Annotated in this window: 10 protein-coding genes; 8 read left to right on the top strand and 2 right to left on the bottom strand. The window is 70.6% G+C overall.

Features of this window, described 5'->3' with window-relative positions; genetic code table 11:
- Positions 1-58: 58 nt before the first annotated feature.
- From FS770_RS07315 to FS770_RS07295, 5 genes are all read left to right on the top strand, one after another.
- On the top strand, positions 59-988 hold the full coding sequence (locus tag FS770_RS07315; protein WP_144942817.1) for a proteasome assembly chaperone family protein: 930 nt from the start codon (positions 59-61) through the stop codon (positions 986-988).
- A gap of 59 nt (positions 989-1,047) precedes the next feature.
- Positions 1,048-2,343 (top strand): MFS transporter, encoded by a 1,296-nt coding sequence (locus FS770_RS07310; protein ID WP_144942818.1) that lies wholly within the window; start codon positions 1,048-1,050, stop codon positions 2,341-2,343.
- 126 nt (positions 2,344-2,469) lie between these two features.
- Complete coding sequence (locus FS770_RS07305; RefSeq protein WP_145010849.1) at positions 2,470-3,861, top strand: DUF4192 family protein; 1,392 nt, start codon at positions 2,470-2,472, stop codon at positions 3,859-3,861.
- A gap of 182 nt (positions 3,862-4,043) precedes the next feature.
- The gene (locus FS770_RS07300; protein WP_144942820.1) at positions 4,044-5,684 is read left to right on the top strand and encodes an RNA polymerase sigma factor; all 1,641 of its coding nucleotides are present in this window, start codon (positions 4,044-4,046) and stop codon (positions 5,682-5,684) included.
- Between the two features lie 32 nt (positions 5,685-5,716).
- Complete coding sequence (locus FS770_RS07295) at positions 5,717-6,409, top strand: ubiquinone/menaquinone biosynthesis methyltransferase (protein ID WP_094393791.1); 693 nt, start codon at positions 5,717-5,719, stop codon at positions 6,407-6,409.
- Between the two features lie 107 nt (positions 6,410-6,516).
- Here the strand turns inward: FS770_RS07295 and FS770_RS07290 are convergent, their stop codons facing one another.
- Entirely contained in the window at positions 6,517-6,717 is a 201-nt protein-coding gene (locus tag FS770_RS07290; RefSeq protein WP_094393794.1) for a DUF7455 domain-containing protein, read from the bottom strand.
- 230 nt (positions 6,718-6,947) lie between these two features.
- Between FS770_RS07290 and FS770_RS07285 the strand changes: the two genes are divergently transcribed.
- The gene (locus FS770_RS07285) at positions 6,948-9,056 is read left to right on the top strand and encodes a DNA gyrase/topoisomerase IV subunit B (protein WP_145010847.1); all 2,109 of its coding nucleotides are present in this window, start codon (positions 6,948-6,950) and stop codon (positions 9,054-9,056) included.
- A gap of 86 nt (positions 9,057-9,142) precedes the next feature.
- On the opposite strand, the gene FS770_RS07280 is transcribed toward FS770_RS07285, so the two are convergent.
- On the bottom strand, positions 9,143-11,716 hold the full coding sequence (locus FS770_RS07280) for a DNA gyrase/topoisomerase IV subunit A (RefSeq protein WP_145010845.1): 2,574 nt from the start codon (positions 11,714-11,716) through the stop codon (positions 9,143-9,145).
- 70 nt (positions 11,717-11,786) lie between these two features.
- Here FS770_RS07280 and FS770_RS07275 point away from each other — a divergent pair, with 70 nt between their 5' ends.
- Positions 11,787-14,477, top strand: a complete 2,691-nt coding sequence (locus tag FS770_RS07275) for a bifunctional acetate--CoA ligase family protein/GNAT family N-acetyltransferase (protein WP_145010842.1) — start codon at positions 11,787-11,789, stop codon at positions 14,475-14,477.
- A gap of 13 nt (positions 14,478-14,490) precedes the next feature.
- On the top strand, positions 14,491-16,209 hold the full coding sequence (locus FS770_RS07270; protein WP_145010839.1) for a serine/threonine protein kinase: 1,719 nt from the start codon (positions 14,491-14,493) through the stop codon (positions 16,207-16,209).
- Positions 16,210-16,247: the final 38 nt, after the last annotated feature.

Below are 16,247 nucleotides of genomic sequence, written 5' to 3'. Positions count from 1 at the left end.
GAGCCGGTTTCGGCCCCGTTTCCGGGGCGCACGGCGCACGAGCCCACAAGGAGGAGATGTGCTGGATCCCACGGCCCTGTACCTGGGCAATCCCGCGTTGCTGAGCGATGAGAGGCTGCGCGGCCTGCCCCTGATCGTCGCGCTGTCCGGGTACGTGGAGGCGGGTCATCTTGCCGGACAGATCGAGGCCGTCGTCCTCGACTCCATGCCCAGCGAGACCGTCGTCCGCTTCGACCTGGATCAGCTCTACGACTACCGCTCCCGGCGGCCCCGCGTCACGTTTGCCGAGGACCACTTCGAGGACTGGGAAGCTCCGGAACTGAACCTCCACGTGGTCACGGACGGGCTGGACCGCCACTTCCTGCTGCTCACCGGCCCCGAGCCGGACACCCAGTGGGAGCGCTTTGCGGCCGCCGTGGTGGGACTCGCGCAACGGTTGCGCGTGAGCCTGGTGGCGCTGGTGAGTGGGATCCCCATGCCGGTTCCCCACACGCGGCCCGTGCTGGTCTCAGCGCACGGGCCCCGCGCGGATCTGCTGCCCCGCACGGACGGCAGCAAGCCCACCTTCGAGATCAGCGCGTCCGCGTCCCACCTGCTCGAGCTGCGGCTGCAGGAGGGCGGGATCGACCACGTGGGACTGTCCGTTCATGTCCCCCAGTACCTCGCGGAGTCCTACCTCCCGCAGGCGGCGGTCGCGGCCCTGGAGTACCTCAGCGCCGTCACCGGTCGCACGCTGCCCACGGATGAGCTGCGCGAGGCCTCCCGGGACGTGGTCCGCCAGATCGACGAGCAGGCGGGCTCCTCCCCTGAGGTCCAGGCCGTGATCGAGAACATGGAACGGCGATACGATGACGTGGTGGACGCGTCCGCCCGCCGCTCAATCCTCGCCGGGCCCGACGACGCCGACCTACCCGATGCCGACGACCTCGGTGCCGCCGCAGAGGCGTTCCTGGCCGGTCGCAGCGACCCGGAGGACCACCAGCAGTAGAGGACCCGTGGCCCACGTGCGCGGGTCGCCGTGAACCAGCCCGTGGAGGCCCTCCCCTCATGTCCGACGCAGCAACACCCCCACCGTCCACGTACAAGGATTCGATCACCGCGTGGTTGATCCTGGCGATGGGGGTGTTCGCTTACTTCTCCGCCGTGGCGCAGCGCACAAGCTTCGGCGTGGCCACCGTGGAGGCGGCGGACCGCTTCCAGACCGCGGCCTCCGGGCTGTCGATGTTCTCCATGATGCAGGTGCTGGTCTACGCCGTGCTGCAGGTTCCCGTGGGGGTGCTCGTGGACCGCTACGGCCCGCGCATCCTGATCACCGTGGGAGCGGTGTCCATGGCCGCGGGCCAGCTGCAGCTCGCGGCGGCGCAGTCCGTGACCGGCGGCGTGGTGGGGCGCATCCTGGTGGGTGCCGGTGACGCCGCCACGTTCGTGTGCGTGATGCGGCTGCTTCCCGTGTGGTTCTCCGCGCTGAAGGTGCCGATGCTCACCCAGGTGGTGGGGATGACCGGCAACCTGGGGCAGCTCTTCTCAGTGATCCCGTTCGCCGTGCTGCTGCATGCCACCGGATGGGTGCCGTCCCTCGTGACGATGGCGGGCATGTGCGTGCTCGCGGCGGTGCTCTCCGGTCTCGTGCTGCGCAACAACCCGCCGGGGGTGCGGGTCCTCAACGACAGCATCTCCTTCGCCTCTGTCCGCGCCTCCATGAGCCAGTCCCTGCGCGAGCCGGGCACCCAGCTGGGGTTCTGGGTGCACTTCACCGTGCAGTTCGTGGGCAACACGTTCGCCCTGATGTGGGCCTACCCCTACCTGCAGAACGCCCAGGGTCTCGATCCCACGCAGGCGTCGTTCGTGATGACGGTCTACGTGGTCTTCAACGTGGTCGTGGCACCGTTCGTGGGCAAGCTGAGTGCACGGTTCGCCCGACGCCGCTCCCGCCTGGTGCTCTCGTTCTGCGTGATGGCATGGTCAGGATGGGCGATCCTGCTGCTGTGGCCGGGCCACGCGCCCCTGGCCGTGGTGTACGTGTGCGTGTGCATGATTGCGCTGTCCCTGCCGGCCTCGATGATCGCGTTCGACATCGTGCGCGCCTTCAACCCGCCGCAGCGCGGCGGCACGGCCACCGGTCTCGCGAACGTGGGCGGCTTCGCGGCGTCCCTGCTCGCCATCTACGTGACGGGCCTCGTGCTGGACCTGCTTCACGGAGCCGGGCTCTCACCCAGCCTGTACGACGGCGAGGCGTTCCGTCCGGCGATCGCGGCCCAGGGCCTCGTGGCACTTGTGGGCACCGTGGCCATTCTGCGCTGCACCCACAAGGTGCGCCGGGCACACGGGGCCGACGCGGTCTGACGCGACCCCGGGGCCGCACGGTGGGCGGCCTGCACAGGCGACGGGGCTGCGCGGCGGCGTCGTGGCTCGTCCCGAGGTGACGGTGGCTAACGCGTTTCCTGGGCGCGGTGTGTCGAGTCTGGTCCCATGACCCTGACCCACGAAGACCACGGACCCGTGGTCCGCATCCGCCACCCCGAGGATCTCCTCGCCCTGATTCCGCACCAGCTGGGGTACAGACCGCGTGACGCGTGCGTCCTCGTCGTTCCCGGTGGAGACAGTGGCGTGCTCCTGCTGACGATGGCACGTCCCCCGGTGGACGTCCCTCCGGAGGGGGTGAGCCGCGAGGTGTCCAAGGCCCTGGAGCACCTGCCCGGTGCCGCTGACGTGATCGTCGTCGTCTACCGGGAGGCCATACCCGAGAGCACCGCGTCCGAGCTGGTCGCGCTCACTCAGCAGTGGGAGGAGATCGCCGGGGCAGTGGGGGTGGAGCTGCTCACCGTGCTCCTGGTGACGCCCCGGTTCTGGTGGAACCCGGTCCAGCCGCACGTGGCCCGCCCCATCACGCTGGTCGAGGACAGCCCGGTCAACGCGCAGCTCGTCGCGCTGGGCAGTGCCCTGGAACCGCCGGCACCGGGGGAGGATCCACGATGGCAGAAAGCGTTGCGGGAGAAGGCGGGGGAACTCGCCGGGCCCGGACGCGTCGCGACTGCGCACGCGGCGACCAGCGGCCAGGAGGCCCGGTGCGCGACAACCGGGGGCGATCCCTGCCCGGGAGTGGATGCGGCACCTCGTGGTGCTCGGTTCGGTGACAGACCACGATCCAGTGGCACGCCAGGTTCCGGTGCCGCGTCGTCGCCCTCGCCCACGTCGCTCGCCGCGTGGGACCGCACGCTGCGGCGCGTGCAACGGCGTCGGCAGGACTGGGTGGCTGCGGTGCTCGAGACACCCGCCGCAGACCTGCGGGACATGCTGGACGGCCTGCGGGACGAGGCCGCGCGCACGTGCCTCTTCTATGCGTGGCTGTGCGGGGACCGTGTACGTGCGGAGGCCGCGTGGCTCGCTCTGCGCCCCGCCATCGCCAGGGTGCGAGGCGGAGCTGGCGGGTCCGAGCCGGATGCAGAGGCGGTCGACGAGGCGCTGCGGTGCGTGGTCGCCGTGGCCGGGGAGTGGGAGGGCCCACCGCACTGGGAGTCGATCGAGGTGGCACACCGCATCCTCCAGGTGCTGGACGGAATCGCCCACGCGCGGGTGGGCGGGGGCGGTTGCGCGCCGGCGGGCGGGGTGCTCACGGCGGAGACCGCGGACACGGTGGTGGCCGCCCTGGCCCAGCTGGAGTTCTTCCGGGGACGGGCGCACACCGCCGCGCGCCTGCTTGTCCGCTGCACCGCGGACGCGGAGTCTGCCGTGCAGCGGCCCGGCGGGGCGGTTGCGGAGGTGCGCGGGCGGCTCCAGCGCCTGGGTACGCCATGGTGGTGCACGGACCCCCGGACGGGCTGGCCGGGGAGGAGCTGGTGGGTGCGGCAGACGGCGGGCTGAGTCCCGCGGTGAAAAAAGATTCCCACCCTGGGAACAATCCCAGGGTGGGCGGCGTTACCGCCTGTAGGACCCTCAGAGTCCCGGCGAGAACCGCGTGTCGCGGTGCCGGACTTGACAGGGTCATAGGTGTGTTGGCCGCTGGTGCGGCGAGCACCCTGTCTCTGTCCAACGAAAGGCTTTCCGTGTCACCAGCTGCCAGCAAGACCGCATCCGGATCACAGGCTCCCGAGGCGGGGACCGACTCGGCTGAGACCACCGCCCAGACCACCACTGCCAAGAGGGCCCCGGCCAAGAAGTCGACCGCGGCCAAGAAGACGGCGGCCCGCAAGTCCACTGCCGCCAAGCGCACCACTGCGGTGGCGAGCAGCGCGGGCAAGACCGCCGCGACCAAGACCACTGCGGCGTCGTCCGCGGCCACTGACGAGTCCGCGGCAGCCGGGTCCACGATGTCGGAGACCGCCGCCGATGCCAAGCCCGCGGCGAAGAAGACCGCCGCGCGCAAGACGGCGGCTCCGAAGAAGACGACCACGCGCAAGACCACGGCCACCAAGACCACGGCCACCAAGACGGCCGCCACCAAGAGCACCGACGCGTCGAAGACCGCCGCCTCCCCGGCGTCCGGCACGGTGAAGCCCGCCACCCGCAAGGCGGCCGCCAAGCCCGCGGCGAAGCCCGCCGGTACGGGCCGGGGCCGCAAGAAGGCCGATCCCGTGGACGAGGTCCTCGCCGAGGACGAGCTCGTCACCGAGGAGCCCCAGGACGAGGACGAGGAGTCACAGGAGTCGCAGCAGGCTTCCGCTGAGGAATCCGCGCAGCTCATGAAGGGCCGTCAGGACCGCAGCGCCCGTGGGTTCGTGCTGACCAACAACGACGACGACGACGCCCCGGCCCAGCAGGTCGTGGTCGCCGGTGCCACCGCGGACCCCGTCAAGGACTATCTCAAGCAGATCGGCAAGGTGGCCCTGCTCAACGCGGAGCAGGAGGTGGACCTCGCGCTGCGCATCGAGGCCGGCCTCTACGCCGAGCACAAGTTCGCCGAGGAGCAGGACTCCATGGACGCGGACACCCGCCGGGCGTACAGGTGGGTCATCCACGACGGCCGCCGCGCGAAGAACCACCTGCTCGAGGCGAACCTGCGCCTCGTGGTCTCCCTGGCGAAGCGCTACACCGGTCGCGGCATGCTTTTCCTGGACCTGATCCAGGAGGGCAACCTGGGCCTGATCCGTGCGGTCGAGAAGTTCGACTACACCAAGGGCTTCAAGTTCTCCACGTACGCGACGTGGTGGATACGTCAGGCCATCACCCGCGCCATGGCGGACCAGGCCCGCACCATCCGCATCCCCGTGCACATGGTGGAGGTCATCAACAAGCTGGCCCGCGTTCAGCGCCAGATGCTCCAGGACCTGGGACGCGAGCCCACCCCGGAGGAGCTGGCCAACGAGCTGGACATGACGCCGGAGAAGGTCGTGGAGGTACAGAAATACGGCCGTGAGCCCATCTCGCTGCACACCCCACTGGGTGAGGACGGCGACTCCGAGTTCGGCGACCTCATCGAGGACTCCGAGGCCGTGGTGCCCGCGGACGCGGTGTCCTTCACCCTTCTGCAGGAGCAGCTGCACTCCGTGCTGGACACCCTCTCCGAGCGGGAGGCCGGTGTGGTGGCCATGCGTTTCGGGCTCACGGACGGCCAGCCCAAGACCCTGGACGAGATCGGCAAGGTCTACGGGGTGACCCGCGAACGGATCCGCCAGATAGAGTCCAAGACCATGTCCAAGCTGCGCCACCCGTCCCGCTCCCAGGTGCTGCGGGACTACCTGGACTGATGACAGGGACGACCGCGGGAGCGGAGCACACGATGACCGCACGGGACACGCAGGTACAGGGGATCTTCAACCGGATCACCACCTCCTACGACCGGGTCAACTCGCTCATGACGCTTGGCCGCCACGCGGCCTGGTGCCGTGAGGTCGCCCAGCGTGCCGGCGTGGGTCCCGGGGGGCGGGTCCTGGACATCGCCACCGGCACCGGCGAGATCGCCCTGGCGCTGCGACGTCGGGAACCGCGGGCGGAGGTCGCGGGCGTGGACTTTTCGGAGAAGATGCTCGAGACGGCCCGCACCAAACCCGGTGCCGACGCCATCACGTGGGAGTTCGCGGACGCCCACAGCCTGCGCTTCGACGACGAGTCCTTCGACGCGGTGACGCACGGCTACCTGCTGCGCAACGTGAGCGACGTACCGCGCGTGCTGGCTGAGCAGGTGCGGGTGCTACGCCCGGGCGGCCGCGTCGTCGTGCTGGAGACGGCGCCGCCCCGGGGCGCGCTGCGGTTGGCTATCTCGGCGGGCATGAGCGTGGTGCTGCCTCTGCTCGGTCAGGTGGTGGCGGGAGACCGCCGCGCCTACGACTACCTCAAGGACTCCACGCTCGGGTTCATCCAGCCCGCCCGCGTTGCGGAGCTGATGCGCGAGGCCGGTTTCGTGGACGTGGGCTACGAGAGCAAGTACCTGGGCACCAACGTGATCCTCTGGGGCCGCAAGCCCGGGTCCTGAGTTCGCGGACGACACTGCTGGACGCAGTAGAAGGGGCACACATCCATGGATGCGTGCCCCTTCTCGTCGTCCTCAAGGCCCGGTGTCACCCGGGCCGCGTGGTCTTCTCAGGCTCCGATGCGCTGGGTCTCGTCCTGCCACGATGACGCCAGGGGACGCAGCTTGTCCTCATTGACGCGGGCGTGGTGGGCGCAGAACAGCAGCTCGCCGCCCGTGGACTCGAGGACCACGCGCACGTATGCCTGGGCACCGCAGGCGTCGCAACGGTGGGTTGCGTTGAGTTCACGCGTTTCGACAGTCGCGTTCATGGGATCCTCCTCACAAGTACGGGATGCGGCCTCGCACGCCGGTGCGGCCGCGGTGCGGTCCCGGGAACACCCGGGGCCGCACGTTCCAGTACAACCCACGGGCCCGGGGATTGCTTCCCGGGATCCCGCGGTTTCGCCCACCGCGCACAAACGTCGGGGCCGCCGTCTAGAGTGAGACAGTCCCACCCCGCCCGCGCGCGGCACCCCCAGACTCCGGGAGAAGCTCCACCGTGACACCGTCTCGCTCCGAATACAACGCCCGTCACCTTTCCGTGCTGGAGGGACTGGAAGCGGTGCGCAAGCGCCCGGGCATGTACATCGGCTCCACGGACTCGCGGGGTCTCATGCACTGCCTGTGGGAAGTCATCGACAACTCGGTGGACGAGGCGTTGGCGGGCTACGGTCAGGACATCGCGGTGATCCTGCACAAGGACGGCTGCGTGGAGGTCCACGACGACGGCCGCGGCATCCCGATCGACACCGAGCCGCGCACAGGGCTGACCGGTGTGGAGGTGGTGTTCACCAAGCTGCACGCGGGCGGCAAGTTCGGCGGCGGGTCCTACTCGGCCTCCGGCGGTCTGCACGGCGTGGGCGCCTCGGTGGTCAACGCGCTCTCCTCGCGCCTGGACGTCCAGGTGGACCGCGGCGGGAAGACCTACCAGATGTCCTTCAAACGTGGTGAGCCGGGCACGTTCGCGGACAAGGGTGCGCCGTCGCCGAACGCTCCGTTCGAGCCCTTCACCACGGACTCGCACCTGCAGGTGGTGGGCAGGGCCAAGCGCGGGGTCACCGGAACGCGAATCCGCTACTGGGCGGACGACCAGATCTTCACCCCGGACGCCAAGTTCGCCACCGAGGATCTCGTGCGCCGTGCACGGCAGACGGCGTTCCTGATTCCCGGGCTGCGCATCACCGTCACGGACGAGCGCCGACTGCCGGGCACCCCCGGCGCGGACGGCCCCGTGGAGGAGGTCTTCCAGTACGACGGCGGCATTTCCGAGTTTGCGGAGTTCCTCGCCCCGGACGCACCCGTCACGGACGTGTGGCGGTTGCACGGGCAGGGCACGTTCAGCGAACGGGTCCCGGTGCTCGACGGCTCCGGGCACGCGCAGCTGCAGGATGTGGAGCGCACGTGCGAGGTGGATGTGGCCCTGCGCTGGGGCGTCGGATACGACACCGCGGTCCGCTCGTTCGTGAACATCATCGCCACACCCAAGGGGGGCACGCACCTGAGCGGCTTCGAGACCGCGCTGCTGAAGACGCTGCGCAAGCAGGTGGAGGCGAACTCGCGCAAACTCAAGGCGGGCAACGACAAGCTCGAGAAGGACGACGTCCTGGCCGGGCTCACCGCGGTGCTGACGGTGCGCCTGGCAGAGCCGCAGTTCGAAGGCCAGACCAAGGAGGTCCTCGGCACTCCGGCGGTGCGCCAGATCGTGGCGAAGGTGATCGAGTCCGAATTGACGAAGCAGCTGACCTCCAAGAAGCGCGACGACAAGGCCCAGGCGAACCAGCTGCTGGAGAAGGTTGTCGCGGAGATGAAGTCCCGGATCTCCGCGCGCGTGCACAAGGAGACTCAGCGACGCAAGAACGCACTGGAGACCTCGTCCATGCCCACCAAGCTCGTGGAGTGCCGCTCCGCGGACGTGGACCGCTCAGAGCTGTTCATCGTGGAGGGGGACTCCGCGCTGGGCACCGCGCGCCTCGCCCGCAACTCGAACTACCAGGCGCTGCTGCCCATCCGCGGCAAGATCCTCAACGTGCAGAAGGCCTCCATCACGGACATGCTCGCCAACGCGGAGTGCGCCGCGTTGATCCAGGTGATCGGCGCAGGCTCCGGGCGCAGCTTCGACCTCGACGCCGCCCGCTACGGCAAGGTCATCATGATGACGGACGCTGACGTGGACGGCGCCCACATCCGCACCCTGCTGCTGACCCTGTTCTACCGCTACATGCGACCGCTGGTGGAGGCGGGGCGGGTCTACGCCGCGGTTCCGCCGCTGCACCGCGTGCAGATCGTGAACCCCGGGTCCAAGGCCAACGAGATGGTCTACACGTACTCGGAGCGAGAGCTGGACACGCTGCTGGGCAGCCTCGAGGAGCAGGGGCGCCGCTACAAGGAGCCCATCCAGCGCTACAAGGGCTTGGGTGAGATGGACGCGGACCAGCTCGCGGAGACCACCATGGACATCCGGCACCGTGTGCTGCGCCGGGTGCGCGTGGCGGACGCCGAGGCCGCGGAGCACGCCTTCTCGCTGCTCATGGGCTCGCAGGTGGCCCCGCGCAAGGACTTCATCGTCGCGGGTGCCTCACACCTGAACCAGGAGCAGATCGACGCCTGATCCGGTGCGCCTTTCTGGGCGGTGGATGACGACGCGGGGCGCGGGGAGCGGCCACGGCTCCCGCGAGCGGGCCGGTCCTGCCGAGCCTAGGAAACGTCCGGAGCGTTGTCGGCGGCGTCTGCGGAGCCCGCCGAGCTCGCGGTACCCGCGTCCGACTCCTCACCCACCGCAAGCCCCGTGAGAGCGGGCCCGATCGCGGCCGCGGCTCGGTCGATCCCCACCCCCGAGCCGTCCCGGCGGCCGTACTCGGTGGGCAGCGAACGCGCGACACCGGCGGGGGAGACCGCCTTGGCGGGGCCGTGGCCGACCCACGCCAGTGTCAGGCCGTCCTCGCCCGTGAGCAGCCGCTGGGCCCGCACGCCCCCGGTGGCCCGTCCCTTTCTCGGGAACTCGGCGAGCGGGGTGACCTTCAGGGACGCCTCGCCCATCTCGGGCAGCTGGCCGTCGCTGCGGGCCTGGGTGACCACCACGGTGGACTCGCGCGGCAGCACCGCGCCGAAGAAGACCACGCGCTCACCGGCGGCGAGCTTCATGCCGGCGACGCCGCCCGCGGTCCTGCCCTGGGGCCGCACCGCGGAGGCGGGGAAGCGCAGCAGCTTGGCGTCCGAGGAGACGAAGACGAGCTCCGCGCTGTCCGGGGCTGCGCCAATGCCCACCACGCGGTCGTGGTCCTTGAGCTTGATCGCGGGCCACTGGTCCAGGTTCAGAGGGTAGTCCGGGTTCACGCGCTTGACCATGCCCTCGGCGGTGCCGATCGCGACAACCTCGTTGAGGGGCACGAGCCCCACGAGCTCCTCCTTCTTCTCCAGGCCCAGGAAGTCCGCGGCGGGGACACCGTCCGCGAGCCGGGGAACGCCGTCGAAGTCCGGGAGCACCGGGATGTCCACGCACGAGACGCGCAGCATGCGGCCCGTGGAGGTGACCGCCGCGATCTCCCCGCGCGCCGTGGCCGGCACCACGCTGGTCAGGGCGTCGTGCTTGAAGCGCCGCGCGGCGTCCACGAGCGGGGCACGCGCGGCGCTGCGGGCGATGCGCCCGGTGGTGGAGAGGAAGACCCAGCACGGGTCGTCGCTGATCTCCAGCGCCACGGACACGGCCAGGGCCTTCTTCCCACCGGCCTGGGCCGCCGTGACCGCGGGCAGGTCCTCGGCCTCGAGCAGCACCGTGCGGCGGTCGTCGCCGAAATCTTCTGCCGTCTCCGCCAGTTCGTCCGCGACGACGCCGCGCAGCGTGGCCTCGGAGCCCAGGATCGCCTCGAGCTCGGCGATCTCCTTCTGCAGCTGGTCCTGTTCGGCCTCGAGCTCGATGCGGGAGAACTTGGTGAGCTGGCGCAGCCGCAGTTCGAGGATGTGCTCGGCCTGCGCACGGGAGAGGTCGAAGACGGCGATCAGCCGGTCCCGCGCCTGCGCCGTCTCCTCGGAGGAGCGGATGATCTGGATGACCTCGTCGATGTCCACGATGGCCACCAGTAGGCCCTCCACCAGGTGCAGCCGGTCCTGCCGCTTCGCCAGCCGGAACGCGGTCCTCCGGCGCACCACCGCGATCCGGTGCTCCGTGTAGACCCGCAGCAGCTCCAGCAGCCCCATGGTGCGGGGCTGACCCTCCACGAGGGCCACGTTGTTGATCCCGAAGGACTCCTCGAGCGGCGTGTGCTTGTACAGCTGCGCCAGCACGGCCTGGGGGTTGAAGCCGTTCTTGACCTCGATGACCAGGCGCAGCCCGTTGGTGCGGTCCGTGAGGTCCACGACGTCCGAGATGCCCGTGAGCTTCTTGGCCTGGACGGCGTCCTTGATCTTCTCGGTGATCTTCTCCGGGCCCACCATGTACGGCAGCTCGGTGACCACGATGCCCTGCTTGCGGGGGGAGACCTGCTCCACGGAGACCGTGGCGCGCGTGCGGAACGAGCCGCGCCCGGTGCGGTAGGCGTCCCGGATCCCCTCCAGGCCCACGATCCGGCCCCCGGAGGGCAGGTCCGGGCCGGGGATGAACTTCATGAGCTCTTCCAGCGTGGCCTCGGGGTTGAGCACCAGGTGGCGCGCACCGGCGGCCACCTCGCGCATGTTGTGCGGTGCCATGTTGGTGGCCATGCCCACCGCGATGCCCGTGGCACCGTTGACCAGCAGGTTGGGGTACGCGGCGGGCAGCACGCCCGGCTGCTGGAACTGGTTGTCGTAGTTGGGCACGAAGTCCACGACGTCCTCGTCGAGGTCCCCGGTGAGCGTGCGAGCCGCCGGGGCCATGCGGGCCTCGGTGTAGCGCGGGGCCGCCGGACCGTCGTCGAGCGAACCGAAGTTGCCGTGGCCGTCCACCAGAGGCACGCGCATGGCGAAGGACTGCGCCATGCGGACCATCGCGTCGTAGATCGCCGCGTCCCCGTGGGGGTGCAGCTTGCCCATGACCTCGCCGACCACGCGCGCGCTCTTGACGTGGCCGCGATCTGGGCGCAGGCCCATCTGATCCATCATGAACAGGATGCGCCGCTGCACCGGCTTGAGCCCGTCCCGGGCGTCCGGCAGGGCACGCGAGTAAATCACCGAGTAGGAGTACTCCAGGAAGCTGGTCTCCATCTCCCGGGTGACGTCCACGTCCACGATGTGCTCGACGAAGTCCTCGGGCAGGTCGTCCTGGGGGGAGCGGGCGGCTGAGCGGCGGCGTGCCATCGAGAGGGAACTCCTTGAAATCGGTGCGTGCACCTGTGACCGGGGCAGACGGTTGGTTACTCTGAAGTCTATGGGTTCCACCGACGAAGCTCCGCAGCCGAAGGCCTACCCCGAGTACTGGGAGGCGGACGTGATCCTGCGCGACGGCGCCACGGCCCACCTGCGCCCCATCAGCCCCCAGGACAAGGAACTGCTGCAGGAGCTGCACTCCTCCCAGTCCCAGGACTCCATCTATTTGCGCTTCTTCTCCTACAAGCCGCAGCTCTCCCAGCGGGAACTGGAGCGCTTCACCACGGTGGACCACACGGACCGCGTGTGCTTCGTGCTGATCCTCGGCGGGAAGATGATTGGCGTGGGCCGCTACGACCGCGTCAGCCCCCGCGTGGCCGAGGTCGCGTTCATGATCTCGGACCACCACCAGGGCCGCGGGATCGGCTCCATCCTCCTCGAGCACCTGGCCGCGGCGGCCCGCGAGAACGGCATCGACCGCTTCACTGCGGAGGTGCTGCCCGAGAACCGCAAGATGCTCCACGTCTTCGTGGAGGCCGGCTACGACGTCTCCCGGCAGTTCGAGGACGGTGTGGTGATGGTCGAATTCGACATCGACCCCACGGAGAAGTCCCTTGCCGTGATGGCCGCCCGTGAGCACCGGGCCGAGGCGCGCTCGCTGCAGCAGCTGCTGACCCCCACCACGGTGGCGGTCGTGGGGGCCTCGGCGCACGCGGACCACGCAGGGCACCACGCGGTTGAGGCGATCCTCACCGGCGGCTACACCGGCACCCTCTACGGCGTGGGCCACACGCCGTACGAGCGCGAGGGGCTCGTGTTCGTCTCCTCCCTGCAGGAGATCGACGCCGCGGTGGACCTCGCGGTGATCGCTGTCCCGCGCGAGGCCGTCGAAGAGGCGGTGGCCGACTGCGGCAGGGTCGGCGTGCGGGCCGTCGTCGTGATGACGGGTGGGTATGCGGAGGACGGCGCGAGCGGCGCCGCGGACCAGCGCAGGCTCGTGCGGATCGCCCGCGCGGCCGGGATGCGCGTGGTGGGCCCCGCGAGCCTGGGGCTGATGAACACGGACCCGGACGTGTCCCTCAACGCCTCGGTGCTCCCCGAGATGCCGCGGCGGGGCGGGCTGGGCCTGTTCTCCCAGTCCGGGGCCGTTGGCTCCATGCTCTACGGCGCGGCACTGCGCCACGGTGTGGGCCTGTCGAGCTACCTCTCCGCCGGAAACCGTGCGGACGTCTCCGGCAACGACCTCATGCAGTACTGGGAGGACGACCCCGGGACCACCGTGTGCGGGCTCTACCTGCAGTCGGTGGGAAACCCGCGCAAATTCTCCCGGATCGCGCGGCGGCTGTCCCTGAGCAAGCCTGTGATCGTGGCCAAGTCCGAGGTCACCGGGCTGCGGCTGCCCCCGGGCCACACCGGGCGTGTCACCCAGGCACCGCCGGGTGCGCTGGACTCCATGTTTCGCCAGGCCGGGGTGATCCGCGCGGCCACCGCCGAGGAGCTCATGGACATCGCGGCCATCACCGAGAGCCAGCCGCTGCCCGCATCTGCCCGGATCGCGGTGGTCTCCAACGCTCTGGCCCTCGCCCAGCTCACCGAGGACACGGCGCTGCGACTGGGCCTGGAACCCGTGGCGGTCGACGGCGCGGTCGACACCTCCGGCGGTGCCGGGGACGCACACGAGGCCGTGCTGACCGCCGTCCGCGCCCAGCTCACCTCAGGGGACGTGGACAGCGTGGTGCTCGTGCTGATGCCCGTGCGCGGACTGGACCAGCGCGCGGTCGCGGCAGCGGTCGCGCAGGAGGCGAGCGCCGCCGACCGCACCACGGTGGCGGTCTTCACCGGCCAGCACGGCCCGGACGCCGTGACCACCGCGGTGCTCGCGGACGGCCACCCGGCGTTGCCGTGCTTCGACTCGCCCGGAACCGCTATGCACGCGCTCGCGCGGGTGATCGGCTACACCGCGTGGCGTTCGCAGGACCAGGGCGTGGTGGTGGACCCGGAGGACTTCGACTTCGACGCCGTGGAGAAGTTCCTGGAGCGCGAGCGCCGCAAGATCACCGGGGACGCCCTCTACGAGCTCGGCGTCGCGGAACGCAACGAGCTGCTGGGCCACGCGGGAATCCGTGTGCTCGAGTCCGTGCGCTTCCACGACCTCGAGGAGGGCGTGGCCGCTGCCGGCAGGCTCGGCTACCCCGTCGCGCTGAAGACCACGGACCCGTTCCTGCGCCACCGCCTGGACCTGGGCGGGGTGGTGCTGAACATCGCGGACGAGGGGCAGCTGCGTACTGCCGTGGAGACCATGAAGCGCACGCTCGCGGGGTGGGACGTGACCGACTTCGAGGTGCAGTCCATGGCCCCGACCGGACAGACGGTGGTGCTGCGCGCGGCAGAGGATCCGCTGATCGGGCCCGTGCTCTCCTTCGGGATGGCCGGGGACGCGGTGAACCTCCTGGACGACTGGGCCCACCGGGTGCCCCCGCTCACCGACCGGGACATCACCCGCATGGTGCGAGCCCCCAAGGCTGCCCGCAAGCTCTTCGGCTACCAGGGCGTGCCCCCGGTGGACACGACCGGCCTGGAGCAGCTCGTCAACCGTGTCGCCTTCCTCAAGGACCGCTTCCCGGAGATCGCCTTCCTGGAACTGAACCCCGTGGTGCTCTCCGGCTCGGTGCTCACGGTGCTCTCGGCCACGGTCAAGATCGGGGACCCCGGACAGCGCACGGACAGCGCCCGCCGCGCGATGCTGGGCTAGGGGCCCCGGCAGGGTGCGGGACACGATCGCTGGACGCTTCGAACTGCTCACGCCCGTTGCGGAGGGCGGCAGCGGTGCCGTGTGGCGCGCCCAGGACCTGCGGCTCGGCCGGATCTGCGCTGCCAAGGTGCTGCGCCAGCGCGACTCCGCGGACCTGCTGCGCTTCGTGCGCGAACAGTCCGTGAACCTCGAGCACCCGCACGTGGTGGCCCCCTACGGGTGGGCCGCGGAGGACGAGCACGTGGCCATCGCCATGGAACTGGTTTCAGGCGGCACCCTGGAGGCCGCGCTGCAGGATAACGGCCCGGTCTCGGACGCGCTCGCCGAGGAGCTCGTCTACCAGCTGCTCGAGGCCCTGCAGTTCGTGCACACCCGCGGCTGGGTGCACCGGGACGTGAAGCCCGCCAACGTGCTGCTCGAGCCCACGGGCTCTGCCCCGCCGGTCGCGCGGCTCGCGGACTTCGGCATTGCGGTGCGCACGGACGACGCCCGGCTCACGCACACCGGCACCGTGGTGGGCACCCCGGGCTACCTCCCGCACGAGGCGTACGCCCCCGGCAACCCCTCTCCGACCATGGACCTCTACGCCGCGGGCGTGACCGCCGTGCGCATGGTGCTGCCGGAGGTTGACCTCAGCGGGGACCCTCTGGGCCCGGACGATGTTGCCCGGCTGGGGCTGTTCGAGAACTCGCCCGTGCTGCGCCGGGGCATGGCTGGGCTGCTCAGCCGGGAGCCCGAGGAGCGCACCCGGGCGGCGCAGGAGCTGGTCACCGCTCTGTTGGAGACCGCCCCGGAGCGCGAGAACAAGCAGAGCGAGACGGCGGACGGCGAGCCCTTCGAGGTGTTCGACGTCCTGGAACCCACCACGGAGCGGGAGCTGTCCCCGGTGGCCGACGCCGCCCGACTGCCTCCCGGGGCGGGCACGCCGGACGCACCGCTCGCGTGGCACGCGGTGCACCGCAAGGCGCTGCCGGCCCAGGGGGAACCAGCTCAGGGACAACACCTTCGGAGACAGCCGGTTGACGGGCAGCGTGCGCAGGGCCTTGCCGCTGCGGGGCAGCCGGTGGCGGCGCAGTGGTCCGGGGACCCGCTGCGGCCCTTCGCCCCGGTGGAGCCCACGGAGCAGCTGGCCCCGGCGGAGGACTCCCTCGGGGAGGTCACGGACGCCACCGTTGCCATACCCACCGACGCCCACGGCACCGCTGACAGCCAGGGCTTCGCCGACGACCATGGCTTCAGTGACGGTCAGGAATTCCGTGACGGTCAGGCGCCGGGCGGTTCGGGGCAAGCGGCGGTCGACCCCTTGGTGGTCGAGCCCGTGGTGGCCACCGTGCAGGCGGGGCTGTACGAGACCGAACCCTATGACGTCGGGGCTTCGCAGGGCTCTGTGGCAGCGGCCACGGACCCGGCGACGACGGACTCCGCGGACACGGGCCTGGGGCAGGCGGCCCCGCCGCGTCGTCGTGGCCCGCGCTGGCCCTGGTGGCTGCTGATGCTGGCCCTGGTTGTGCTCGCGCTGGCGGTGGGCTACGTGTGGCTCGGGCCGCTGCTCGCCCAGTGGGGCGGTGGCACGGACCCTTCGAGTCCGAGCACCTCACCCGCACCGACCACGAGCCCCGCACAACCGGGCAACGAGGCGCCCACCGTGCCCACCGCGGAACCCACCACTGACGCCACGCCCGTGTGCACGGAGCTGGAGGACGGCACGGTCTCGTGCGTTGTGACCCCGTGAGCGGTGCGCGGCTGGTCACGGATGTGCCCCGTCCGCCC

Origin of the sequence: Kocuria salsicia, assembly GCF_007681555.1 — a bacterium.
GTDB lineage: Bacteria > Actinomycetota > Actinomycetes > Actinomycetales > Micrococcaceae > Kocuria > Kocuria salsicia.
This window is presented reverse-complemented; position numbering and strand designations above follow the sequence as displayed.